The 22947-nt window shown below is 68.2% G+C and carries 21 protein-coding genes and 1 riboswitch; of the genes, 12 read left to right on the top strand and 9 right to left on the bottom strand.

The window, feature by feature from the left end; all coding sequences use genetic code 11:
* On the top strand, positions 1 to 373 hold a 373-nt coding region (locus C1922_RS02845), incomplete at its 5' end, for a transposase (protein WP_159092054.1).
* Between the two features lie 176 nt (positions 374 to 549).
* Here the strand turns inward: C1922_RS02845 and C1922_RS02840 are convergent.
* Both C1922_RS02840 and C1922_RS02835 read right to left on the bottom strand, forming a co-directional pair.
* On the bottom strand, positions 550 to 3144 hold the full coding sequence (locus tag C1922_RS02840; protein ID WP_108748407.1) for a M14 family zinc carboxypeptidase: 2595 nt from the start codon (positions 3142 to 3144) through the stop codon (positions 550 to 552).
* A 62-nt stretch (positions 3145 to 3206) separates the two neighbouring features.
* Positions 3207 to 5846 (bottom strand): TonB-dependent receptor, encoded by a 2640-nt coding sequence (locus C1922_RS02835; protein ID WP_108748406.1) that lies wholly within the window; start codon positions 5844 to 5846, stop codon positions 3207 to 3209.
* Positions 5847 to 6034: 188 nt separating this feature from the next.
* On the opposite strand from C1922_RS02835, the gene queD reads away from it, so the two are divergent.
* The gene (queD, locus tag C1922_RS02830; RefSeq protein WP_108748405.1) at positions 6035 to 6397 is read left to right on the top strand and encodes a 6-carboxytetrahydropterin synthase QueD; all 363 of its coding nucleotides are present in this window, start codon (positions 6035 to 6037) and stop codon (positions 6395 to 6397) included.
* Positions 6398 to 6511: 114 nt separating this feature from the next.
* The gene (locus C1922_RS02825) at positions 6512 to 6865 is read left to right on the top strand and encodes a phasin family protein (protein ID WP_108751458.1); all 354 of its coding nucleotides are present in this window, start codon (positions 6512 to 6514) and stop codon (positions 6863 to 6865) included.
* A gap of 106 nt (positions 6866 to 6971) precedes the next feature.
* On the opposite strand, the gene C1922_RS02820 is transcribed toward C1922_RS02825, so the two are convergent.
* Positions 6972 to 8444, bottom strand: a complete 1473-nt coding sequence (locus tag C1922_RS02820; RefSeq protein WP_108748404.1) for a HAMP domain-containing sensor histidine kinase — start codon at positions 8442 to 8444, stop codon at positions 6972 to 6974.
* A complete protein-coding gene (locus C1922_RS02815; RefSeq protein ID WP_108748403.1) occupies positions 8441 to 9160 on the bottom strand; it encodes a response regulator transcription factor in 720 nt (239 codons plus the stop codon). The genes C1922_RS02820 and C1922_RS02815 overlap by 4 nt, the downstream gene beginning before the upstream one ends.
* A 144-nt stretch (positions 9161 to 9304) precedes the next feature.
* Here C1922_RS02815 and msrB point away from each other — a divergent pair, with 144 nt between their 5' ends.
* The 4 genes from msrB (at position 9305) to C1922_RS02795 (ending at position 13999) form a co-directional block, all read left to right on the top strand.
* Positions 9305 to 9883 (top strand): peptide-methionine (R)-S-oxide reductase MsrB, encoded by a 579-nt coding sequence (gene msrB, locus C1922_RS02810; protein ID WP_108748402.1) that lies wholly within the window; start codon positions 9305 to 9307, stop codon positions 9881 to 9883.
* 2 nt (positions 9884 to 9885) lie between these two features.
* Positions 9886 to 11652 (top strand): cytochrome c biogenesis protein CcdA, encoded by a 1767-nt coding sequence (locus C1922_RS02805; protein ID WP_108748401.1) that lies wholly within the window; start codon positions 9886 to 9888, stop codon positions 11650 to 11652.
* A 14-nt stretch (positions 11653 to 11666) separates the two neighbouring features.
* Positions 11667 to 12401, top strand: a complete 735-nt coding sequence (gene msrA, locus C1922_RS02800; protein WP_108748400.1) for a peptide-methionine (S)-S-oxide reductase MsrA — start codon at positions 11667 to 11669, stop codon at positions 12399 to 12401.
* A gap of 155 nt (positions 12402 to 12556) precedes the next feature.
* The gene (locus tag C1922_RS02795) at positions 12557 to 13999 is read left to right on the top strand and encodes a PLP-dependent aminotransferase family protein (protein ID WP_108748399.1); all 1443 of its coding nucleotides are present in this window, start codon (positions 12557 to 12559) and stop codon (positions 13997 to 13999) included.
* 33 nt (positions 14000 to 14032) lie between these two features.
* Here the strand turns inward: C1922_RS02795 and bioD are convergent, their stop codons facing one another.
* Positions 14033 to 14719 (bottom strand): dethiobiotin synthase, encoded by a 687-nt coding sequence (bioD, locus tag C1922_RS02790; RefSeq protein WP_108748398.1) that lies wholly within the window; start codon positions 14717 to 14719, stop codon positions 14033 to 14035.
* Between the two features lie 69 nt (positions 14720 to 14788).
* On the opposite strand from bioD, the gene C1922_RS02785 reads away from it, so the two are divergent.
* Both C1922_RS02785 and C1922_RS02780 read left to right on the top strand, forming a co-directional pair.
* Positions 14789 to 15271 carry a GAF domain-containing protein gene (locus C1922_RS02785; protein WP_108748397.1) on the top strand — a complete coding sequence of 161 codons (483 nt, stop codon included), beginning with the start codon at positions 14789 to 14791 and terminating at the stop codon, positions 15269 to 15271.
* Positions 15268 to 15627 carry a TfoX/Sxy family protein gene (locus tag C1922_RS02780; protein ID WP_108748396.1) on the top strand — a complete coding sequence of 120 codons (360 nt, stop codon included), beginning with the start codon at positions 15268 to 15270 and terminating at the stop codon, positions 15625 to 15627. Before C1922_RS02785 ends, C1922_RS02780 begins: the two co-directional genes overlap by 4 nt.
* Positions 15628 to 15664: 37 nt before the next feature.
* On the opposite strand, the gene C1922_RS02775 is transcribed toward C1922_RS02780, so the two are convergent.
* Entirely contained in the window at positions 15665 to 16243 is a 579-nt protein-coding gene (locus tag C1922_RS02775; protein WP_108748395.1) for a histidine phosphatase family protein, read from the bottom strand.
* 131 nt (positions 16244 to 16374) lie between these two features.
* Positions 16375 to 16598: riboswitch (cobalamin riboswitch) on the top strand.
* 116 nt (positions 16599 to 16714) lie between these two features.
* Here C1922_RS02775 and btuB point away from each other — a divergent pair.
* A complete protein-coding gene (gene btuB, locus C1922_RS02770) occupies positions 16715 to 18556 on the top strand; it encodes a TonB-dependent vitamin B12 receptor (protein WP_108748394.1) in 1842 nt (613 codons plus the stop codon).
* 52 nt (positions 18557 to 18608) lie between these two features.
* On the opposite strand, the gene gph is transcribed toward btuB, so the two are convergent.
* The 3 genes from gph to C1922_RS02755 are packed head-to-tail and all read right to left on the bottom strand — an operon-like array spanning position 18609 to position 21060.
* Positions 18609 to 19280, bottom strand: a complete 672-nt coding sequence (gene gph / locus C1922_RS02765; protein WP_108748393.1) for a phosphoglycolate phosphatase — start codon at positions 19278 to 19280, stop codon at positions 18609 to 18611.
* Between the two features lie 59 nt (positions 19281 to 19339).
* A complete protein-coding gene (locus C1922_RS02760) occupies positions 19340 to 20131 on the bottom strand; it encodes a methyltransferase domain-containing protein (RefSeq protein WP_108748392.1) in 792 nt (263 codons plus the stop codon).
* Positions 20128 to 21060: a LysR family transcriptional regulator gene (locus tag C1922_RS02755; RefSeq protein WP_108748391.1), complete on the bottom strand. Its 933-nt coding sequence runs from the start codon at positions 21058 to 21060 to the stop codon at positions 20128 to 20130. Before C1922_RS02755 ends, C1922_RS02760 begins: the two co-directional genes overlap by 4 nt.
* Before the next feature lie 108 nt (positions 21061 to 21168).
* On the opposite strand from C1922_RS02755, the gene C1922_RS02750 reads away from it, so the two are divergent.
* Positions 21169 to 21807: an NAD(P)H-binding protein gene (locus tag C1922_RS02750; protein ID WP_108748390.1), complete on the top strand. Its 639-nt coding sequence runs from the start codon at positions 21169 to 21171 to the stop codon at positions 21805 to 21807.
* Between the two features lie 82 nt (positions 21808 to 21889).
* Entirely contained in the window at positions 21890 to 22804 is a 915-nt protein-coding gene (locus tag C1922_RS02745; RefSeq protein ID WP_108748389.1) for an MBL fold metallo-hydrolase, read from the top strand.
* Positions 22805 to 22947: the final 143 nt, after the last annotated feature.

Here is a 22947-nt window from a genome sequence, read left to right as displayed (position 1 = left end):
ACTGGCAGTGCTGAAGTCGATGAAAGGGGTTGGCCCGGCACTGCAGGCGGTGCTGGCCAGCTACCTGCCTGAGTTGGGGCAGATCAGCGGAAAGGCCATTGCCAGCCTGGTCGGCGTAGCGCCGATCTCCCACGACAGCGGAACCATGCGAGGGAGACGAAGCATCCACGGCGGCAGGGCCGAGATCCGCCAGGTGCTTTACATGGCGGCCATGTCTGCCATGCGACATGAGCCGCGGTTGCGGGACTTTTACCGGTCGCTGCGGGCCCGCGGCAAGGAAGGGAAAGTGGCCATCGTGGCCGTGATGCGGAAGATGCTGGTCATTCTCAACGCCCGCGTGCGCGACGCCTCAAGCGGACCGATCCCCGCTTGAGGCACGCCCAGGGCGCACGGCAGCGGCTGCCGGCCGGCAGCCGGCTTTGCCGTGCCTGTCTGCCAGACGGCCAAAATCCCATCCCACAACACAGTTGCTACAAGGACGTACTTGCGGCGTGTCCTGCGCGGCCCCTCCGTCCTCCCCATCCCAGCATCAACAAGGCGCCCAACACCTCAACCCCGCGCTTTCGCCGGATTCACCAGATTCCCGAAGAAGATCGCGTTGATCAGCAGGCGATCCGTGCCGTGCCAGTACTTGCGGTGCGCCGGATCATCGGCAAACAACACCACGTTGCCCTGCCCCTGCGCCGATACCAGCAGCCAGGCACTTCCCGCCACGCGGCTGCGGTTGCGCTCGGACAGATAACCGTTCACCCGCGGCGGGCTGTCGATGCGCACCACCGTGGAGAACGGATTGGCACTGGGCTGCAACACCACAGCATTTTCCTTGTTTACCGCCAGCGGCCGGCGCGGTACGCCGAAGGCCAGCGGATGCGAGGTATCGGCGTCGGCGCTGAGGATGTTGCCGCTGACCCGTTCGATCGCGGCGATGTCGCGCTGGTCGCCGAACGCGCGACGGCTCTCGTCGGCGGCGTCTTCATCCTTGCCCAGCGTTTCGCCCTCGGCCAGCTTCTGCTCGATCGCCCACTTCGAGGCGCTGCCGTAGGTGACCAGCGAACCGCCCGCCTGCACCCAGCGCTTCAGCGCGGCCACCGCCGCAGCGTCCACGCCAGCGTAGTTGCCGCCGGACAGCACCAGCGTGGTGTAGCGATCCAGCGTCACCTTGCCCAGCTGCTGCGGGTCCAGCTTGCTGGCCGGCAGATGCAGTTGCTGGTCCAACAGGAACCACGCCGAGCCGATCTCGGTCGCGGTTACGCCCTCGCCCATCACCAGCGCGACCGCCGGCTTGCGCAGTGCCTTGACACTGTCGCTGCCCAGATCGATGCCATCGCGGCTGCGGCCGCTGGCCAGGGCGTGGGCCTGTACGCCGGCGTTGCGCGTGGCCGCGTTCACTGCGTCCAGCAGTGCCGCACCCTGCAGCGACTGCCCCGCCACGGGAATCACGATGCTGCCTGCGGCGAAGGCCACATCACCCTGCGCCGTGCCCGCGGTGAATGGCTTGAACGCGGCACGCGCCAGCACGCCCTTGCCCTGCAGTTCGGCCAGGGCACGGCCGGCGTTGTAGTCACGCCAGTCAATGACATAGGCGAACGTCGCCTGACCACCGACCACACCACCGCCTGCGGCCGGCAGTTCGGTCACCGCGGCACCGCCCTCGATGCGGCTGCGGCTGCCGGCGAAGGCCACGCCATAGGCCGGCGCGATCGCATAGCTGGTGCTGCCGTAGAACACATCGCCCTTGATCGGCGGGGTTTCAGCGAAGATCGAATGCACCAGGCGGAACTGCGCCTGCTGCACCGGCACCACGTAGGCGCTGCCTGCGCTGAAGGTCTGGCCATCGACGGTGACATCGCGCGGCAGCGCCTGCACATCGATCCGGTGCAGCAGCAACAGCTCAAGCAAACGACGGGTCAGCGCTGGATCATGTGCATCGCCGAACACGAAGCTCTTCACCGGCTGCTGGCCGGCCTGCTTCAGTGCGCTCTGGAAGAAGGTCTTCTGCAGATCGAACAGACCACTGCGCTCGGTCACTGCACCGCGCACCGTGCCCAGGCCGGTGGCGACCTGGTTGCGGATGGTGAAGGGGAAGGTGAGCAGACCGTTCACCGATTCCTGCACGCGCCCACGCGAGCTGGCCTGTTCCACCGTGACCCCCACCGCACCATGAAAATCGGGGTAGGTGGAGCCGTAGACCGGGGAGAAGTTGTCGTAGTTTTCGCCGGTGTAGTACAGCGAGCCCAACGCATCCAGCGACTGCGCGTGGTACTTGGCCAGGGTCTTGTTGAATTCATACGAGGCCGCCGGGATCAGCGGGCTGTGCATGCTCTTCGGCGACGGCTCGAAATAGTAGGTGTTGTCCTTGCCCATCTCGTGGAAGTCGATCTGCACGTTCGGGTACCACTGGTGGAACACCTCCACCTTCGGTCGCGAATCGCGCTGGGTCAGGGCCAGCCAGTCACGGTTGAGATCGGTGAAGTAGTGGTTGGTGCGGCCCTGCGGGAAGGGCTCGACGTGTTCCTTGTCGGCCGGGTCGGCCGAAGCCGGGTCCGAGGCCCAGGCGTTGTGCCAGTTGGCGGCGCGATCGCGGCCATCGGGGTTCTGCGCCGGGTCGAACAGCACCACCGCCTGCTGCAGCCACTGCTGGGTTTCGGCGCTGCGGTTGGCCACCAGGTAGTAGGCGGTCAGCATGGCCGCTTCACCGCTGGACGTTTCGTTGCCGTGCACGCTGTAGCCCAGCCACACCACTACCGGGCTGTCACCGGCGGCGCTGCGCGGCTGCGCCGGATCGACCAGGGTCGCGTGCTGCTGGCGGATCTGCTCCAGCCGGCCCTGGTTGCTGGCGGCGGTGACGGTGGCGATCAGCAGCGGGCGGCCTTCGTAGCTGCGACCGATTTCGCGCACGCTGATCTTGTCCGAATGGCGCGCCAGCTCCTGGAAATAGGCCACCAGCTGGTCATGCCGGGTGAAGCGGCTGCCGATCGGATAGCCCAGGAACTGTTCCGGGGTCGGAATGCTGGCGTCGAAGGCCGCAGCTTCACTGGCCTGCGGGAAGAAGTAGGCGCTCTGCGCATGGGCCACGCTGGGCGCGGCGAAAACAGTGGCGGCGGCGATCAGCAGCGGCAGTACGGTACGGCGATGCAAGGACACGGTGTTTTCCCGGAATGCAGGGCAGCGCGACCGGCCAGTACTGGCCGGTCGCGGCCGGTGGTTCAGAAGCGGTAATCGAAACCGACGGTGAAGTAGCGTCCGCGCAGGTCGTACTGGCTGAAGTCGTAGGGCGCTCGGATACCGGGGAACGAGGCGTCGTACGGCGGCTCCTTGTCCGCCAGGTTCTGCACCTTGGCGTACAGGGTCAGCTGCTCGAAGCCGGTGTAGGCCAGGTACAGGTCCAGCTGGTTGTAGGCATCCACGCGATCCTGCACGGCGGCGGCCGCGGTACTGGCCTTCTGGTCGTAACCGCTGGTGTAGTACCAGGTCAGCGCGGCCTTTACGTCGGCATAGCGCCAATCCAGCGTGGTGGTGGCCTTGTTCTTGGGCAGGGTGGCGCCCAGGTTGCTGCCGGCGTAGTCCACCAGCGGGCCGCCGACCACGGTCGGGCGACGGTAGTCACGCACGTGGGTGAAGGCGCTGGACACGGTGAAGTCGCCGAACGATTCGGTGGGAATGCGCTGGCGCAGTTCCACGTCGATGCCCGAGGTCTTCAGGCTGCTCAGGTTCTGGTAGCGGTTGTAGACCGCCAGCAGCTTGCCGCGGTCGTCGCGCAGCACCGCGCCAGGCACATTGTCGGTCACCAGGGTCTGGCTGTTGTTGGTGCCGACCAGGTTGTCCAGCTCGATCTTGTAGTAGTCCACGCTCAGGTTGGTGTTCGACCAGGGCGACAGCACGAAGCCCAGGTTGTAGCTGCGGGTGCGCTCGGGCTTCAGATCGTTGTTGCCGACGGTAAAGAAGGTGGGGTTCTGCCGCGAGCCCGGCACGTCCGGATCACGCGGATCGATCACGCTGCCGTAGGAAATGCTGGTGCTGTTCGAGTTTTCCGACAGCGACGGCGCGCGGAAGCCCTTCGAGGCCGAGGCGCGCACCAGCAGGATGTCCAGCGGCTGCCAGCGCAGGCCCAGCTTCGGCGAGAACGCATCGCCGAAATCGCTGTAGTGGTCGGCGCGCGCAGCGGCGGAAAGTTCCAGCGTGGAGGCCAGGGGCACGTTCACTTCCGCATAGGCCGCGGTGACCTTGCGCTCGCCATGCACCTCGGCGATGGCCGGGCGGATCTGCAGGCCGGCGTCGATCTGCCAGGGGTTTTCCGAATCCAGCTTCTCGCGGCGCCATTCGGCACCGGCGGCGAAGCCGATATCACCGGCCCAGGTGCGGCCCAGCGTGCCCGACACCTTGGCATCGATGCCCTGCAGCACCGATTCGGCCGGGCGCAGCGTACTGATGTTGATCGCGTTGATGACGTCGGCCGGGGTGGCCGACGGATTCAACAGGTTGTAGCTGCCCGTGGCCAGCGCGTCGGCCAGTGCCCAGCGGTTGGCGAAGCCGCCGGACACCGTCTCGCGCTCGCTGCTGCGTGCACCGAAGGCGCCCACTTCCCAATCCCAGTTGTCGGTGCTGCCGCGCAGGCCGACCAGGCCGCGGTAGGCCTGAGAACGATTGGTCTTGATGGTGCCGCCCAGGTCGAAGAAGGTGTATTCGATGGGAATGGCGCGGCCATACGGGTTGTACGGGCTGCTGGCCGGCAGGTTGGAGGACACCGGTTCGGCCAGCCCGGTATCGGCATTCAGCGCGAAGCGGCCACTTTCCAGGGTGAAGTACGGGCTGCTGCCGAACCAGGACACGCCCTTGATATCGCTGTACAGCACCTCGCCGAAGGCTTCGACGTTGTCGCTGACGCGGAAGGTGCCGTTGACGTAGGCCTGCCAGCGCTTGGTGGACGGAATAAGGGTGGTGTACGGCGCCTGGTTGAAACCGCAGGTGTTGCCGGCCAGGCCGTCGATCGGCGCGCTGGCCACCAGGGTGGTGCCGGTGGGGCAGTTGCCGTTGGCGTCCAGCATCGGCACCGAGACGCCGTTTACCAGATAGCGTGCGCCCTTGGCCGACCAGCCGTTCCAGCGGCCGCCGGGCTGGTCGCTGTAGATCCCACTCTTGGTCAGGTCGCGCTGGTCCTGGTCCAGGCGATCGCGGTTGTAGCCTTCCAGGCTGACCAGGATGTTGTAGCCATCCTTGTCCAGATCGCCGATGCCGCCGACGAAGTGCAGCTTCTGTTCGTCCAGCCCGCCCTGGTCGGCGGTGCCGGTACTGCCGCCGACTTCGGCGCCCTGGAAGTTCTGCCGGGTGATGATGTTGACCACGCCGGCCACCGCATCGGAGCCGTACACGGCCGAGGCGCCATCCTTGAGCACTTCGATGCGTTCAACGGCCACCAGCGGCAGCGCGTTGAGGTTGACGAAGGTGTCTGACAGGCCGCCGGCCGGGAAGCCGTAGTTGGCCAGGCGACGGCCGTTCAGCAGTACCAGCGTGTTCTTCTGCGAAAGACCGCGGAGGCCGATGCCGGCCGAACCCGAGGCCCAGCCGTTGTTGGTGGTTTCGTTGGCGGCGTTGCCGGTGTTGGCCGAGATCGAGCGCAGCACGTCGGCCACGGTGGCCTTGCCGCTGGCCTGCAGCTGCTCGTGGCCGATCACCTGCACGGGATTGGAGGCTTCGGTGTCCGAGCGCTTGATGTTGGAACCGGTAACGCGCACGGCGGCCAGGGTGCTGGCCTCGCCGCTGGCGTCGGTGGAGGTGTCGGCCGCCGCGGACAACGGCGTGGCCAGGGCAGCCGCGAGGGCCGCTGCAAGGAGGGTGTTCTGGGGCATGACGTTCGTGGGGTGGTGGTGACGACAAGTTCCGCAGTAGTCCATGCCTGGCCTGCTGCGGACCAATAACATCTCTTCATACGGATATAAGAGAAGCTAACATCTCTTTATCAAGATGGAAATGAAATGTTTACATCAGCAACCGATGCCAGGGGGTCAGCGCGCGGCGGGCGGCGTACAATCGCGGCATGGAAATCTTCAAAGTCTTCATGCTCGAGGCGGCGCACCGCCTCCCCAACGTGCCGCCGGGGCACAAGTGCGCGCGCCTGCACGGCCACTCCTTCCGGGTGGAACTGAAGGTGGAAGGCGAGCCCGGCGCGCAGACCGGCTGGATCATGGATTTCGGTGACGTGAAAGCGGCCTTCCAGCCGATCTACGAGCGCCTGGACCACCACTATCTGAACGACATTCCCGGTCTGGAAAACCCCACCAGCGAGAACCTGGCCGTGTGGATCTGGAATGAGCTGAAGCCGGTACTGCCCGCGCTGAGCGAGATCACCGTGCACGAAACCTGTACCTCCGGCTGCCGTTACCGGGGCCCGGGCGGCTGATCAAGCCATTGATCCTGAAGGTATTTTGAAGGCGCCTCGGGCGCCTTCGTTATTTTTGTTGCAATGCCGCATGATCGGCGTATGCTGCATTGCATCAACTTCTTCGACGCAGCCATGGCCAACGCCTTCGCCGATCGTTTCAGTGATGCCACCCGCCAGCTGGCGGCGGCCGCCACCCGTGCAAACCGGATGGCGCTGGAGAACGCAGAAAGCATGTTCGGCGTGCAGTTGAAGGTGATGGAACGCAACCTGACCGCGACCGGCGGCTGGCTGGGCGAACTGGCCCGCAGCGAGGACCCGGCAGGCTTGCTGCCCAAGGGCGCACAGCTGTGGCAGGACAACCTGCAGCGGCTGGGCCAGGCCCAGCAGGACATGGTCGATCTGGGCCTGCAGGCCGGAAAGGCCTGGTCTGAACTGGTACAGGGCCACAACGAATCCCCGGCGGACGCCACGGCCAACAGCCACTGACGTTACGCCCACGCTCATTGCATGGGTCCCTCCCCCCATGCAATCCGGACCCGGCAGATCCCTCCCTCTGCCGGGTCTTTTTTTGCCTGCGGTTCGGCCAGGCGCGTCAGCTGACCGCGCTGTCCGCACGTGGCAGGCTGAACACGAACAGTGCCCCCTGCGCGCTGTCACGCAGTTCGATGCGGCGGCCATGCAGCTGCACGATGCGCTGCACGATCAACAGACCCAACCCACCGTTGTCGCCACGCCGCGCGCCCAGCGCTGCCGGTGCCTGGAACAGGCCATCGCGCAGCGCCGGTGCCACGCCGGGACCATCGTCGGCCACGCTCACCTGCACGCTGTCCTCGGTGGCGCGCAGGGTCAGCGTGACCTGCCCCCCGTCCGGCGCGTGGCGCAGCGCATTGTCCAGCAGGTTGGTCAGCACACGTTCCACCAGGCCCAGGTCGGCGCGCACCAGCGGCAGGCCCTGCGGCACGTCGGCGTGCAGCCGCTGCCCGCGTGCCTGTGCCGCCAGTTCGAACTTCTGCAGTACGTCCTGCACCAGCTCGGGCAGCGCGAACACTTCCCATTCCAGGCGCACTTCTCCGTGTTCCAGCCGCGCCAGTTCGAACAGCGCGCGTGCCAGCCGGCCCACCTTCGCGCTCTGCGCCAAGGCGATGCCCAGATAGCGGCGGCGTTCATCCGGCGCCAGCGTGGCCTCCTTCAGCGCCATGGTTTCCAGATAACCATGCAGCGACGACAGCGGGGTGCGCAGATCGTGCGAGATGTTGGCCACCAGTTCGCGCCGCTGCAGATCCTGCTGGCGCAGCTGTTGCCACTGCTCGCCCAGGCGCTGCGCCATCTGCGCATGGGCATGCTCGAGGATCTTCAGTTCATCGCGCTCGCCAGAGCGCAGCGGTGCCAACGGCGGCAGCACGGACGGCGCGTCGATGTCGAACGCCTGGATGCGCCGGGTCAGCCGCCGCAGCGGCCGGGTGACCCAGTAGAACGCCAGCAGGCCGGCCAGTACGCCCAGGCTGCCGACCAGCACGATCGACCACAGCGTAGTGTTCCACTGGCTGCTGGCGGCCAGATCGTCGGCCAGCATCTGCCGGTGCTCGCCCACCAGCACCACGTACACGTAGCCGGCCGGGCGCCCCTGCACCACCAAGGGCGCCACGCTGAATACCTTGCGGCCGCGCTCGCTGCGTGGATCGTCGCCCAGGATCGGCAGCGGCGCGCCCGCCAGCAGCCGGCGCAGCGGCGCCACATCCACGCGGTCACGCCGCAGGTGGCCGCTGGGTGCATCGTGGCCCAGGATCCGGCCCTGCTCGTCCAGCAGGTACACCTCCACGCTGGGGTTGACCGCCATCAGCTGGCCGAACAGTGCGCGCACGGCGGCATCTCGCATGCCGCTGGTGTCCATCAGTTCGCTGCGCTGGGCGATGTGCTCGGCCAGGCCCAGCGAAAGCCGCTGCACCACTTCCTGTTCGTGCCGGGTGTTGGCGCGCATCTGCAACGCCAGCAACGCCATGCAGCACACCAGCATCAGCGCGGCGATCACCGCCGCCAGTTTCTGCCACAGGTTCGGCGTGATCATGCGCCCGCCCCGGCCGGGTCCACCAGCTTGTAGCCGCGGCCCCACACGGTCAGCAGCCGGCGCGGGTTCGCCGGGTCGGTTTCAATCTTGCTGCGCAGGCGGTTGATATGGGTGTTCACCGTGTGCTCGTAACCATCGTGCTGGTAGCCCCAGACCTGGTTCAGCAGTTCCATGCGGGCGAACACCTGGTCGGGGTGGCGGGCAAAGAACAGCAGCAGGTCGAACTCACGCGGGGTCAGTTCCAGCGCGTTGCCTTCCACCGAGGCGGTGCGCGCCACCGGGTCCAGCCGCAGCCCGCCCAGATCGATCGCACCGGCATCGATGCGGGCGCTTTGTGCCATGGCTTCGGCACGGCGCAGCAGCGCGCGCACCCGCGCCACCAGCTCGGGCATGGAAAAGGGTTTGGCCAGGTAGTCATCGGCGCCCAGCTCCAGGCCAACGATGCGCTGGGTCTCGCTGCCGCGCGCACTGATGATGATGATCGGCACGTAGCGCGCCATCGACCGTGCACGTTGGCAGACCTGCAGCCCGTCCACGCCCGGCAGCATCACATCCAGCACCAGCGCGTCCCACGGGCCATCCTGTTCCAGCAGGTGCAGGCCGGCATCGCCGGTGGCCGCGTGCATCACCTCATAGCCTTCGTCGGCCAGGTGCATGCGCAGCAGATCAGCGATATGGGCATCGTCTTCGACGATCAGGACGCGTTTTGCGGACATCGGCAGCTCGTGGCCAGTGGGGAGGCTGCCCGCATTGTGGCGCGGGAAGGCGGCCGATACCTCACGAAAAATTGAATCCTGCGTGAGGATTCGTTGACCCGGGCGGGCGCAGCATGGCCCCGTCGCCCCTTCCCGGAGTCCGCCATGCCCCTCACCCGACGCCACCTGCTGGGTCTGGGCGGTGCCGCCACCGCCGCTGGCCTGCTCGGCCTGGCCGCCTGCAGCCGGGCCACGCCTGCGGCCGCGGAGGCGCGTCCGCAACGCCAGTTTGAAGTGATGCGCAGCGATGCCGAATGGCGCCGCCTGCTGACCCCGGCGCAGTACGCGGTGCTGCGGCAGCAGGCCACCGAACGTGCCGGCAGCAGCCCGCTGGACCGCGAGCACCGCAGCGGCACCTTCGTCTGCGCCGGCTGCGGCCTGCCGTTGTTTTCCTCGTCCACCAAGTTCGACAGCGGCACCGGCTGGCCCAGCTTCTGGGCGCCGCTGCACAACGCCGTGGGCGAGGACCGCGATACCACCTTCGGCATGCTGCGGGTGGAAGCGCATTGCCGGCGCTGCGGCGGCCATCTGGGCCACGTATTCAACGACGGCCCGCGTCCCACCGGGCTGCGCTACTGCATGAACGGGGTGGCGCTGCTGTTCCAGCCCGGCCCGGCCCGGCAGGACGCCGCCGGTGGCTGGCGCGTGCCCGTGGGTGCCTCTTCTTCTGCTGCAGGAGCCTGACCATGCTGTTGTTGTTGCTGTCTTACCTGGGCGGTGCCCTGACCCTGCTCAGCCCGTGCATCCTGCCGGTGCTGCCGTTCGTGTTCGCGCGCGCCGACCGGCCGTTCCTGCGCAGCACCCTGCCGCTGCTGCTGGGCATGGCACTCACCTTCACCATGGTGGCCAGCCTGGCCGCGGTCGGCAGCCAATGGGTGGCGCAGGCCAACCAGATCGGGCGCTGGGTGGCGCTGGCACTGATGGCGCTGTTCGCGCTGGCGCTGCTGTGGCCGCGGCTGGCCGACCACCTGCTGGCACCGTTCCAGCGCGTGGGTGCGCGCTTGAGCGCGCGTGCTGATGCCGCCGATGCCTCCGGCCGCGGTGGCGCCGGTACCTCGCTGCTGATCGGCATCGCCACCGGCCTGCTGTGGGCGCCCTGCGCCGGCCCGATCCTGGGGCTGGTACTGACCGGCGCCGCCCTGCATGGCGCCAGCGTGGGCACCAGTGCCCTGCTGCTGGCCTATGCACTGGGTGCGATGACCGCGCTGGCGCTGGCGGTGTGGGTGGGTGGGCGTGTGTTCCGTGCGTTGCAGGCGCGGTTAGGCCTGGGCGACGCCGTGCGCAAGGCGCTGGGCGTTGCCGCGCTGCTGGCCGTGGTGGCCATCGGCCTGGGCTGGGACACCGGCCTGCTGACCCGCCTGTCCACGGTCAGCACCGCACGCATCGAACAGGGTCTGCTGGATGCCGTGCCCGGCGCGCAACCTTCGCCGCCGTCGATGATGATGTCGGCCAGCGCGGCTGCGGCCGATGCACCGTTGCCCATGGAAGGCACCCTGCCCGCACTGACCGGCGCCACCGGCTGGTTGAACAGCCCGCCGCTGGACCGCGAGCAGCTGCGCGGCAAAGTCGTGCTGATCGATTTCTGGACCTACTCGTGCATCAACTGCCTGCGCGCCATGCCCTACGTGCACGAGTGGGAACGCCGCTACCGCGACCACGGCCTGGTGGTTATCGGGGTGCATACGCCGGAGTTCGCCTTCGAGCGTGACCCGCGCAACGTCATGAAGGCGGTGCAGCAGCTGAAGGTTGAGTACCCGGTGGCGCTGGACAACCAGTACGCGATCTGGCGCGCGTTCAACAACAACTACTGGCCGGCGCACTACTTCGTGGATGCGCAGGGCAACATCCGTGCGCACCAGTTCGGCGAGGGCAACTATGCGCATTCCGAACAGGTGATCCGTCGCCTGCTGACCGAGGCCGGGCAGACCGATCTGCCGGCACCGGCCGACCCCGCTGCCGCCGACCTGCAGGGCGTGGCCGCGCAGGCCGACATGGGCAACCTGCGTTCGCCGGAAACCTACCTGGGCCATGCGCGTGCCGAACAGTTCGCCTCGCCCGGCGGCCAGCACGACGACACGCCGTTCGACTACACCCTGCCCGCTGCGCTGCAGTTGAACCATTGGGGGCTGGCCGGGCGCTGGACGGTAAGCGATGAAGCGGCGCAACTGGAACAGAGCGGCGGTCGCATCGGCTTCCAGTTCCATGCACGCGACCTGCATCTGGTGCTGGCCCCCGGCGCGGATGGGCGCCCGGTGCGCTTCCGCGTGCTGCTGGATGGCAAGCCGCTGCCCGCCGCCGACGCCGGCGCGGATGTGCGCGCCGATGGCAGCGGCGTGGTCGACGAACACCGGCTGTACCAGTTGGTGCGCCAGCGCGGTTCGGTAACGCCGCACCGTTTCGAGATCGAGTTCCTTGATGCGGGCGTGCAGGCCTACGCCTTTACCTTCGGTTGAACCGGGAGGATGCGATGAAGCTGTCCTTTGAACAGGGAATTGCCGCCGGCGTGGCCGGTCTGGTTGCCAGCGCGCTGGTGGCCGGGGTGCTGTTGCTGGACCGGGGTGCCGTGGCCGCCCCGGTCGATGGTCCGGCGCCCATGGCCTTGCCCGCGCCGACCGGTGCGGCCGCCTTCGCCGACGATGCCACCCATGCCAGCGTGGTGTTTGCCGGCGGCTGTTTCTGGGGTGTGCAGGGCGTGTTCCAGCACGTGAAGGGTGTGAGCAATGCCGTGTCCGGCTATGCCGGTGGCAGCGCCGCCAACGCGCGCTACGAGCGGGTCAGCCGCGGTGATACCGGCCATGCCGAAGCAGTGAAGGTGGACTACGATCCGCGCCAGGTCAGCTACGGTCAGCTGCTGCAGGTGTTCTTTGCGGTTGCACACGACCCGACCCAGTTGAACCGCCAGGGCCCGGACCATGGCAGTCAGTACCGCTCGGCGATCTTCAGCGACGATGCCCGCCAGCTGGCTGCCAGCCGCGCCTATGTCGGCCAGTTGCAGCAGACCGGTGTGTTCCGCGCGCCGATCGTCACCCAGATCGCCAGCGGCCAGCGCTTCTACCCGGCCGAGGCCTACCACCAGAACTACATGGTCAACTACCCGCAGGCGGCCTATATCCGCTACTACGACGCACCGAAGCTGGCCGCGCTGGGTCGTCAGTTCCCGGCGCTGTACCGCCGCCAGCCCGCGCTGGTGCCGATGCGTTGATGCCACCGTAGCGTCGAACCCGCGGCAAAAAAAAGCGCACGGCCACCAGGACCGTGCGCTGCGAAAGTTCGGCCCTGCCCCGATCAGGCCGGGCCGACAGCAACATGCTAGGCTGGCGGGCATGACGGGTACAGAGCCAGACCATGGGCAGAACGATGGATACAGATGAGCAGGCCGGCGTGGCCGCGCCCCGCTACCAGCGCCTGTCCGACGAGCTGGCCGAAGCCATCCATGGCGGGCGGTTACCGGTGGGCAGCCGCCTGCCCTCGCTGCGGCAGATGGCCTTGCAGCGCCGGCTGAGCCTGAACACCGTGATCGCCGCCTACCGGCAACTGGAAGATGCCGGTCTGGTGATCCCGCGCCCCAAGGCCGGCTTCGAGGTGGCGCCACGACTGTCCGCGCCGCAGCGCTCGCTGCGTGACGCGCCGTCGGCCCCCACCGCACCGCAGCAACACGCGCTGATGGCGCGGGTGCTGGCCGCGCAGCAGCGCCCCGGCGTGGTCGATCTGGCGTTCGCTGGCCCCCGCGGGCGCCAGTTCTACCCCGGCGCGCAGCTGGCCCGGCACACGGCGCAGGTGCTGCGCCACGGCCAGCACACGCTGGAAACCTACGCACGCACCAACGGCTCACCGCGGTTGCTGGCGCAGATCGTGCGCCGCGGACCGCGCATGGGCCTGCACACGCATGCCGAACGGCTGCTGCTGACCCACGGTGCAATGGAGGCGCTGCAGCTGGCCTTGCGCGCGGTGGCTGAGCCCGGCGATGCGGTAGGCATCGAGGCGCCGTCCTACTTCAATCTGTACCCGCTGCTGGCCAACCTGGGCCTGCGTGCCATCGAAATTCCCACCCACCCGCAGCACGGGCTGAACGTGGACGCACTGGCCACCCTGCTGGACCACACCGCGCTGGCGGCCGTGGTGGTGATGCCCACCGTGCACAACCCGCTGGGCTGCAGCATGCCGGTGGCCGAAAAGCAGCGCCTGGCCGAGCTGGTCAATGCCCGCCAGTTGCCGCTGATCGAAGATGCGGTGTACGCCGAACTGCAGTTCAGCGAGCCACCGGCGCCGCTGCTGAAGGCCTTCGATCGCGACGGCTGGGTGATGGTGGTGGGCGGCTTCTCCAAGACGCTGGCGCCGGACTACCGCATCGGCTGGCTCGATGGCGGGCGCTTCGCTGAACGCATCGCGCTGCTGAAATTCCAGAGCACCGGCGGCGAGCCGCAGTTCCTGGCCGATGCCGTGGCCGCATATCTGGAAGGCGGTGGCTACGAGCACCACCTGCATCGCATGCGCCGGCTGTACCGCGAACAGGTGGGCCGACTGCGGCAACTGGTGGCCGAGCATTTCCCGGCCGGCACGCGCGCCACCGAGCCGTCGGGCGGGTTCCTGCTGTGGCTGGAAGTGCCCGGCGTGGACACCGGCGAGCTGTTCGAACGCGCGTTGCAGCAGGACATCGTGTTCATGCCTGGACATGTCTACTCGCGCGGCGCCCGCTACCGCCATTGCCTGCGGCTGTCGTGCTGCCAGAGCCTGGATGCACGGTTCGTCGGCGCAGTGGAACGGTTGGGCGCGATCGCGCGGGAGTTGGCGGCGCGTTGATGCGCGATCGCCGGGCATGGCCCGGCGCTACCGTCATGCGTCGCGCAGATGGGTGCCCAGCTGTGCGCCATCGGCACCGGGCAGATGGGGAAGCCGGCCCCAGCAGGGCATCGGCAGGCGCTGCACCAGCGTGGCCATGTTCTCGTCCTGGCGCTGCATCCCCGGATCGATGTGGTTGCCGATCCAGCCCAGGCACTCCACCCCGGCCGCCTGCAGCGATTGCGCAGTCAGCCGCGCATGGTTCACGCAGCCCAGGCGCAGGCCGACCACCAATACCACCGGCAGCCGCAGCGCACGCACCAGGTCGAGCTGGTCCAGGTCTGCCGACAGCGGCGCCATCCAGCCGCCGACGCCTTCGACCACCACGGTATCGGCGGTGGCGCGCAGGCGCTCGAAGGCCGCCACGATCGGCGCCAGCTGCACCTGCACGCCGTCTTCGGCGGCGGCCAGCTCCGGCGCCAGCGGCTGCCGCAGCGCATACGGGTTCAGATCGGCATAGGCCGGCACCGGCACACTGGCCGCCTGCAGCGCCAGCGCATCGTCGTTTCGCAGCCCCTGCCCCAGGTCCTGGCTGCCACTGGCCACCGGCTTCATGCCCACCGCGCGCAGGCCACGCCGGCGCAGCGCGTGCAGCAGCGCGGTACTGGCCGCGGTCTTGCCGATCTCGGTATCGGTGCCGGTGACGAACAGCGCCGGTGGCAACACGGTGGGCAACGGCATGGCAAGGGCTCCAGCAGGGCAACAGAGCGTTCATTATCGCTGGCCCGGCGCGCTTGCTAGACTGCGGCCATGTTCGCCAACGCCTCGCTTACCGGCAGCAAGCCGGAACAATACGCCCAGCTGCTGGAACAGGCCCGTGGCCTGGTCTACGGCGAGACCGACCGCATCGCCAATGCGGCCAACCTCTCCGCACTGGTCTACCACGCCCTGCCCGACCTGAACTGGGTGGGCTTCTACCTGTACGACGGCAAGGAGCTGGTCGTCGGCCCGTTCCAGGGCCTGCCCGCCTGCGTGCGCATTCCGCTGGACAAGGGTGTGTGCGGTGCCGCCGCCAGCCAGCGCGTGACCCAGCGCGTGGAGGACGTGGATGCCTTCCCCGGCCACATCGCCTGCGATTCGGCTTCGCGTTCGGAACTGGTGGTGCCGCTGCTGCGCGGCGATGAACTGATCGGCGTGTTCGACATCGACAGCCCCAAGGTCGCCCGCTTCGATGGCGACGACCAGGCCGGCCTGGAAGCCATCGCGCGCGCGTTCGTGGAGGCGTTGGGATGAGCGCGGCCAAGCTGCGCAACATCGGCCCGAAGAGTGCGGCCTGGCTGCGCCAGGTCGGTCTGCGCAGCCGCGAAGACCTGGTCGCGCTGGGCGCGGTCGGGGCTTTCGTGAAGGTCAAGCGGGCCGGCTTCAAGCCCAGCCTGAACCTGCTTTATTCGCTGGAAGGCGCGCTGCTGGACTGCCACTGGCAGGAGCTGAGCGAACCGCAGCGCGAGGCGCTGGTACAGGACTACGAAGCACGTATTGCCGCACACCCGTTGAAGGCTGCGGGCCCGGCCTCGGGCCCGGTGCACGAGCAGCGCTTCGATGACGGCGACGACGACGGCAACGAGGCCGACAGCACCGACGAAGATTGAGGCCGCCGCGCTCGCCGGGCATGGCCCGGCGACGCCCTCAGGGCTGCTGCAGCTCCAGCAGTTCCCCCACCAACCCCACTTCACCACGCTCGACCCACACCCGCAGGCGCGTGCCGTGGTCGATGCGCAGCGCCCAGCACAGCGACAGCGGCAGGCCACAGACCAGCGACAGGACCATCCGCAGCGGCCCGCCATGACTGACCACCACGGTCGGCGTGGCGTCCTCGTCGTCCAGCAGACGGTCCAGCGCACGCGCGATGCGGCGCTCGAAATGCCCCCAGCTTTCGCCATGCGGCGGTGGGAAGGCATGCGGATCAGCATGGAAGGCGGCCAGCGCATCTTCCGGCAGATCAAACAGGCTCTGCCCGTCCCAGTCACCGAAATCCAGTTCCTCCCATTCCTCGTCGGCGTCAACATCCAGCCCGCGCGGCGTGGCCAGCGCCATGGCGGTGTGCAGCGAACGCAGGCGCGGTGAACTGATCACCCGCTGCCATTCCTGCGCGGCGTAGGCATCGACCAGTTCCTGCGGCAGACGGGCCAGCTGCGGTGGGTCGGTGCGGCCGTCCAGGAATTCATCGCGACCATTGGCGGCGTGGCGGACCAGATCGAGGATCATGCGCAGGTCCTGTGCGGGCAGCGCGGAAACAGCGGGAAACAGCGGGACATCGGCAACGGCACCACGGGAGCGAGACAGTATTCTACGGGCAGTCGAGCAAGCTCGACTCTACTCGTTGCCGGGGATGCCGTAGACTGCGCGCACTTCCAGGTGACCTGTGGCCTTGGCTGGCAGGTTGAAACGGGAAGCCGGTGACGCGTGGCAACACGCCAGGCCGGCGCTGCCCCCGCAACGGTAAGCACGTCAGTTCCAGGCAACACGCCACTGTGCCGCGCGCACGGGAAGGCGCCTGGACGATGGCCCAGGTGCCATCAGGCGGCAAGCCCGGAGACCGGCCCGGAAGCCTCAGGTCGCGATGCGGTGGGCATGGCGCTGGATGACTGCGGCGCGAGCTGCGGCATCGGCGCGTGCCTGCCCTCGTGGCTCCTCCCCTTCGCCGCGCGGGCGTGCGCGGCACCCGGAGTTCCCCCGATGAAGCCGCAGTCCCGATTGCTGTCCCTGGCCGTCCTGGCCACCCTGCCCACGCTGGCGATGGCCGATGAAGCCGCCGAGGCGCTCGACCCGATCCTGGTCACCGCCACCCGCACCCCGATCGCCCTGCAGGACAGCATCGCGCCGGCACAGGTGATCGACCGCGAACAGATCGAGGCCAGCCAGGCCACCTCGCTGCAGGAACTGCTGGCCGGCCGCGCCGGCATCAACCTGACCAATGCCGGCGGCCTGGGCAAGCAGACCTCGCTGTTCCTGCGCGGCACCAATTCCTCGCACACCGTGGTGCTGGTCGATGGCGTGCGCATCAACAGCGCCGACCTGAACCTGGCCATGTTCCAGGACCTGCCGCTGGCGCAGATCGAACGCATCGAGATCGTGCGCGGCCCGCAGTCCAGCCTGTACGGTGCTGACGCCATCGGTGGCGTGATCCAGATCTTCACCCGTCGCAATGCCGGCAGCTTCGCCCCGCACTTCCAGCTGGGCGGTGGCAGCAACGGCCTGCGCCAGGCCAGCGGCGGCATCGGCGGCAGCGGCAGGAATGGCTGGTTCGGCGCCGACATTGCCTACCAGCACAGCGATGGCATCGATGCCTGCCGGGGTTCGGCCACCCTGTTCACCGGCTGCTTCGCCGATGAGCCCGATCGCGATGGCTACCGCAATCTGTCCAAGAGCCTGCGCGGTGGCTACAGCTTCAACGAGCAGTGGACGGTGGAAGGCAGCGCACTGCGCGCCGATGGTGAGAACCACTACGACGGCTACTACAACTATTCGGAAACCCGCCAGCAGGTGCTGGCCGGCAAGGTGCGTTACACGCCCTCCGAGCGACTGGCGCTGACGGCCAACGTCGGCCGCAGCGACAACGAGTCGGACAACTTCGGCGACTTCGGTGTGCGTGGCAGCGCGCAGACGCACCGCGACAGCGCGTCGCTGCAGGCCGACATCGGCGTGGCCGACGGCCAGCTGCTGAGCACCGGCGTGGACTGGAGCGAGGACAACCTGGATGGCAGCAGCGCCGGTTACCTGGTCGACAGCCGCCGCAACACCGGCGTGTTCGTGCAGTACCAGGCGCGCTTCGGCCGCCACCAGCTGCAGGCCAGTGCGCGCAACGACGACAACCAGCAGTTCGGCAACCACGCCACCGGCAGCCTGGGCTGGGCGATGGAACTGGGCCACGGCCTGCGCGTGAACGCCAGCTACGGCACCGCGTTCAAGGCACCGACCTTCAGCGATCTGTACGACCCGTGGAGCGGCGTGCCGACGCTGGATCCGGAAAAATCCAAGAGCGCCAACATCGGCGTTTCCCAGCACGGCCAGGGCTGGCACTGGGGCCTGGATGTGTATGAAACCCGCATCGACGATCTGATTACCTACGACGCGGCCACCTTCATGATGCAGCAGGTGGAGAAGGCGCGTATCCGCGGCGCGGAACTGACCGGTGGCGCAGTGCTGGCCGGCTTCGACATCAACGCGCAGCTCAGCTTCACCGACCCGCGCAACCGCACCGCCGGCAGCGGCCAGTTCGACAACTGGCTGGCGCGCCGCGCACAGCAGACCGCGCGCTTGGACGTGGACCGCCGCTTCGGCGACTTCCGCGCCGGACTGACCGTGCAGGGTGCCGGCAAGCGCTTCGACGATGCCGACAATGCCGTGAAGGTAGGCGGCTACGGTCTGCTGGACCTGCGCGCCGAGTACGCGCTTACCCCGGCGTGGTCGGTGCTGGCACGCGTGGCCAATGTGTTCGACCGCCAGTACGAAACCATTGCCTGGTTCAACCAGCCGGGCCGCGAGTACCAGCTGAGCGTGCGCTACCAGCCGAAGTGATCGGTTGCCGCGCACACGATGGCGCCGGGCCACGCCCGGCGCTATCGATGCATCACGCGGCCGGCAGGTCGGCGGCCAGGCCCGGCAGTTCGCGCAGGTCGTCGATCACCGCCACGGCCTGCGCGGTGTGCAGGTCCAGGCCGCGCGGGTAGCCGTAGCGCACCAGGGCGATCGGCATGCCGGCGTCCTGCGCGGCGCGGTAGTCGGTAAGCGAATCGCCCACCATCAGGCACTGCGCGACCGGCAGACCGAAGTGCGCGGCGATATGCCGCAGCGGTTCACCGCTGGGCTTGCGCTGCGGCAGTGAATCGCCGCCCAGTACCAGTGCAAACGCATCGCCGATGCCCAGGTGCTGCAGCAGCGGCGGCACCAGTGCGGCCGGCTTGTTGGTGCAGATCGCCAGCGGCACCTGCCGCGCACGCAGCTGCGCCAGCGCCTCGGGCACACCGTCGAACAAGCGCGGGCTGCGCAGCAGGCAATCGCGGTAGTGCACCATGAACACCGGCATCACCTGCGCCAGGTCCACTTCGCGACCGGCCGCCTGCACCGCCTGTTCCACCAGCCGCCGCACGCCATCACCGATCCAGCCCAGCACGGTTGCTTCGGCCACGCGTGCCAGCCCGATGTCTTCCAGCGTGCGGTTCAGCGCCTCGGCGATATCGGCAGCGCTGTCCACCAGCGTGCCGTCCAGGTCGAACACAACCAACGGATAGGGATAGGACAAGAGACGGCACCTGTACGACGTGGGCCGCCCAGTGTACTCCTGCGGGTCGGCCGATCCGGTCAGCCGATCCGTCGCGCGCGGGTGGCCAGGAACGCGGGCAGGTAGCGTTCGATCAGCACCCGCGGGCGCGGCTGCCAATCTTCCATGAAGCGCTCGATCACGAACCCTGCGTCCAGCTGGCCGCCGATCAGATCGCCCAGGCTGTGGCCGAACGTCATCGCCTCGCCACGCGCCTGCTTGGCCTGCCGCTCGTCCGCAGGCAGGTCCTCCAGATCGGAATAGGGAATGGCGAAGCGCGGGCGCATCAGGCCCTGCTCGGCCAACGGCGCATCGTCGCTGCCCACGAACAGCACCGGGTTGTAGAAGCTGGCCAGCAGCAGGCCATCACGCGCCAGCACGCGGTGGCACTCGGCCCACACCGGCCGCACATCGGGCACGAACAGGTTGGACACCGGATGGAACACCACATCGAAGCTGCCATGGCCGAAGGCCTGCAGGTCACGCATGTCGCCCTGCACCGCCTGCAGGCGCAGGCCATCGCGTGCGGCCACCGCACGGTCCAGCGCCAACTGCTGCTCGCACAGGTCGAACACGGTCACATCGGCGCCGGCAGCGGCCAGCACCGGCGCCTGCTGGCCGCCGCCCGAGGCCAGGCACAGGATGCGGCGGCCGCGCACATCGCCCAGCCAGTCCAACGGCAGCGCCCGCGGGGTCAGGTGTACCTGCCAGCGCCCCGTGCGGGCGGCGGCGATGGTCCCGGCATCCACCGGCTGCGTTCGTGGCGGCGCCTGCTGCGCGTGCAGATCCCAGGTCGTACGACGGTGATCCCTCACTACCGTTCCATGGTTCATGCGCTCTCCTTGCCCGTCGGTTGCCAGTCGAGGTCCTGGAAGGCCGGATCGTGCTCGAAGCAGCCGGCCAGGAAATCCAGGAATCGGCGCATGATAGCGGGCTGCTGTCGACGCGATGCGTAGACGGCATGAACGCCCAGCTCGTCCAGCTGGTAGTCCGGCAGCACGGCCACCAGCGCGCCACTACGCAGCAGCGGCGCCACCTGGTAGCTGGGCAGCATGGCGATGCCCGCATCGGCGCGTACCGCTTCCACCAGCAGCGATGCCTCGTTCGCACTGATACTGCCGCCCACCGCCACCGACAGCGCGCGGCCATCGCGGTGCAGATGCCAGAGACTGCGGCCCACGTAGTGATGGGTCAGGCAGTTGTGCGCGGCCAGGTGTTCCGGCGCGGTGGGCGTGCCGTGTGCCTGCAGGTACGTCGGGCTGGCGCACAGCACCGACCGGCAGGTGGCCAGGCGCCGCGCGATCAGGCCTGGATCGATCTGGCGCGCGATACGCACCGCCAGGTCCACCCGCTCTTCCACCAGGTTCACCATGCGGTCCACCAGCAGCAGTTCGATGCGCGCGGCGGGGTGACGCTGCACGAATGCCGCCACCGCGCGGGCCAGGTGGCTCTGCCCGAACGACACGCTGGCGGTGATCCGCAACGTGCCGTGCGGTTCGGGATCGTCGCTGGCCAGCTCGCCTTGCAGTTCCTCGCCGATGGCCAGCATCTGCCGGAAGCGCGCCAGTGCCGCCTCACCCGCGGCGGTCAGGCTGATGCGGCGGGTGGTCCGGTGCAGCAGGCGCGCGCCCAGCCAGCCCTCGGCTTCGGCCAGATAGCGGCTGACCATCGCGCGGGACATGTCCAGCACCTCGGCGGCGGCGGTCAGGCTGCCACGCTCGGCCACCTCGACAAACACGGTCATGGCGGTCAATCGGTCCATATGGTCGTTCCATGCAACAAACAAGCGCGTTATACGCTGTTTTTCGAGCAACTGCAGCGGCCTAAAGTGGCCTCGTTCCCACCCCATTCCGCCCCAAGGAGTTCCGCCATGAAGATCGCCCTCGTCGGTGCCACCGGCAACATCGGCCGCCAGATCGCCCGCCACGCGCTTGCCAACGGCCACCAGGTCACGGCCGTGGTCCGCAGTGAAAAGGACCTGCCGGCCGAACTGGCCGGCGCCCAGCTGGCCATCGCCGCGCTGGACGACACCGATGCACTTGCCGCGGTGATTGCCGGTCACGACGTGCTGGCCAGCGCCTATGGCCCGCGCCCGGGTGATGACATCGGCCGCGTGGCCGACGTTGCCGGGCACCTGCTTGATGCTGCGCGCCAGGCCAAGCTGCCGCGCGTGGTGGTGGTCGGTGGCGCTGGCAGCCTGGAGGTGGCGCCGGGCGTGCAGCTGGTCGATACGCCCGACTTCCCCGACGCCTACAAGCCGTACGCTCTGGCGCATCGCGAAGCGCTGAAGCGCCTGCAGGCCGTGGATGACCTGGACTGGACCTTCTTCTCGCCGGCGGCGGAGATCGGCCCGGGCGACGAGCGCGGCCAGTACCGCGTGCAGGCGAAGACCTTCCTCGCCGATGCCAGCGGCCACAGCCGCATCAGCTACGCCGATTACGGTGCCGCGTTCGTGGCCGAGCTGGAAGCGGGCAAGTACCCCAAGCAGATCATCACTGCGGCGTACTGATGACATTGCGCCGGGCCTCGCCCGGCGTCGCGCCCGATTGAAATGCAGCCGAGCATGGGCTCGGCTCTACAAGGACATTGCTATGCGTACTGCTGCCCTGCTTCTTCCGTTCGCGCTGGCCGCGGGTTTCGCCAGTGCACCGCTGCTGGCGGCACCGGCCACGCCGGCGGCCCCCACCACGGCGAAACACTCACAGCTGCACCTGCAGACCTTCCACCCCGGGCCGCAGGCGATGTTCTCGGTGTCTTCGGTGCTGATCGAAGGCCGCCATGAGGCAATCCTGGTCGATGCGCAGTTCGCGGCCAGCGATGCACGTGCACTGGTCGAAAAGATCCGCGCCAGCGGCAAGCAGCTGACCACGATCTACATCAGCCACGGCGATCCGGATTACTACTTCGGCCTGGCCACGCTGCAGGATGCGTTCCCGCAGGCACGCATCGTCGCCACCGCGCAGACCGTCGCCCACATCGAACAGACCCAGGCCGGCAAGCTGGCCTACTGGGGCCCGAAGATGGGTGACGATGTGCCCGCGCGCATCGTCGTGCCGCAGGTACTGGAGGGCGATGCGCTGCAGCTGGAAGGCCAGCGCCTGCCGCTGATCGGCCTGGACGGGCCGACGCCGGACCGCACGGTGCTGTGGGTGCCGTCGTTGCGCGCGATCGTGGGCGGTATTCCGGTGGTAGCGGGCGAACACGTGTGGATGGCCGACACGCAGACGCCGCAGTCGCATGCCGATTGGCTGCAGACGCTGCAGCAGCTGCAGGCACTGAAGCCGAAAGTGGTGGTGCCGGGGCATTACGCGCCGGGTGCGGCGCTGGATGCGAGCGCGCTGCGCTTCACTGCCGATTACATCCGGGCGTTTGATGTGGAAGCGGGCAAGGCCAAGGACAGTGCGGCGCTGGTGCAGGCCATGCGGGCGCGCTACCCGGCGCTGGCCGGCGTTGAATCGCTGGAGCTGAGTGCGAAGGTGGCCAAGGGCGAGATGCAGTGGCCGTAAGGTAGGGGGGAGTTTTTTGCAGGGCTGCGCCCTGCACCTGCTCAACTTCAACTTCAAGGTCAAGAGCGGGCTTGCTGAGGGTTGGCGGGGTGGGTCCGGTTGCGGGGGACGCCGTGAATACGTCCATGTAGGCTTGGCCGCGG

It is taken from the genome of Stenotrophomonas sp. ZAC14D2_NAIMI4_7, from assembly GCF_003086675.1.
Taxonomy (GTDB): domain Bacteria; phylum Pseudomonadota; class Gammaproteobacteria; order Xanthomonadales; family Xanthomonadaceae; genus Stenotrophomonas.
The sequence above is the reverse complement of the archived record's forward strand: the minus strand, read 5'-3'. Positions and strand labels throughout refer to the sequence as shown.

Excerpts from the sequence above, each read along its gene's own strand:
- C1922_RS02835 (WP_108748406.1), bottom strand. The coding sequence starts at position 5,846 with ATGCCCCAGAACACCCTCCTTGCAGCGGCCCTCGCGGCTGCCCTGGCC.
- queD (WP_108748405.1), top strand. The coding sequence starts at position 6,035 with ATGGAAATCTTCAAAGTCTTCATGCTCGAGGCGGCGCACCGCCTCCCC.
- C1922_RS02825 (WP_108751458.1), top strand. The coding sequence starts at position 6,512 with ATGGCCAACGCCTTCGCCGATCGTTTCAGTGATGCCACCCGCCAGCTG.
- C1922_RS02820 (WP_108748404.1), bottom strand. The coding sequence starts at position 8,444 with ATGATCACGCCGAACCTGTGGCAGAAACTGGCGGCGGTGATCGCCGCG.
- C1922_RS02815 (WP_108748403.1), bottom strand. The coding sequence starts at position 9,160 with ATGTCCGCAAAACGCGTCCTGATCGTCGAAGACGATGCCCATATCGCT.
- msrB (WP_108748402.1), top strand. The coding sequence starts at position 9,305 with ATGCCCCTCACCCGACGCCACCTGCTGGGTCTGGGCGGTGCCGCCACC.
- C1922_RS02805 (WP_108748401.1), top strand. The coding sequence starts at position 9,886 with ATGCTGTTGTTGTTGCTGTCTTACCTGGGCGGTGCCCTGACCCTGCTC.
- msrA (WP_108748400.1), top strand. The coding sequence starts at position 11,667 with ATGAAGCTGTCCTTTGAACAGGGAATTGCCGCCGGCGTGGCCGGTCTG.
- C1922_RS02795 (WP_108748399.1), top strand. The coding sequence starts at position 12,557 with ATGGATACAGATGAGCAGGCCGGCGTGGCCGCGCCCCGCTACCAGCGC.
- bioD (WP_108748398.1), bottom strand. The coding sequence starts at position 14,719 with ATGCCGTTGCCCACCGTGTTGCCACCGGCGCTGTTCGTCACCGGCACC.
- C1922_RS02785 (WP_108748397.1), top strand. The coding sequence starts at position 14,789 with ATGTTCGCCAACGCCTCGCTTACCGGCAGCAAGCCGGAACAATACGCC.
- C1922_RS02780 (WP_108748396.1), top strand. The coding sequence starts at position 15,268 with ATGAGCGCGGCCAAGCTGCGCAACATCGGCCCGAAGAGTGCGGCCTGG.
- C1922_RS02775 (WP_108748395.1), bottom strand. The coding sequence starts at position 16,243 with ATGATCCTCGATCTGGTCCGCCACGCCGCCAATGGTCGCGATGAATTC.
- btuB (WP_108748394.1), top strand. The coding sequence starts at position 16,715 with ATGAAGCCGCAGTCCCGATTGCTGTCCCTGGCCGTCCTGGCCACCCTG.
- C1922_RS02760 (WP_108748392.1), bottom strand. The coding sequence starts at position 20,131 with ATGAACCATGGAACGGTAGTGAGGGATCACCGTCGTACGACCTGGGAT.
- C1922_RS02755 (WP_108748391.1), bottom strand. The coding sequence starts at position 21,060 with ATGGACCGATTGACCGCCATGACCGTGTTTGTCGAGGTGGCCGAGCGT.
- C1922_RS02750 (WP_108748390.1), top strand. The coding sequence starts at position 21,169 with ATGAAGATCGCCCTCGTCGGTGCCACCGGCAACATCGGCCGCCAGATC.
- C1922_RS02745 (WP_108748389.1), top strand. The coding sequence starts at position 21,890 with ATGCGTACTGCTGCCCTGCTTCTTCCGTTCGCGCTGGCCGCGGGTTTC.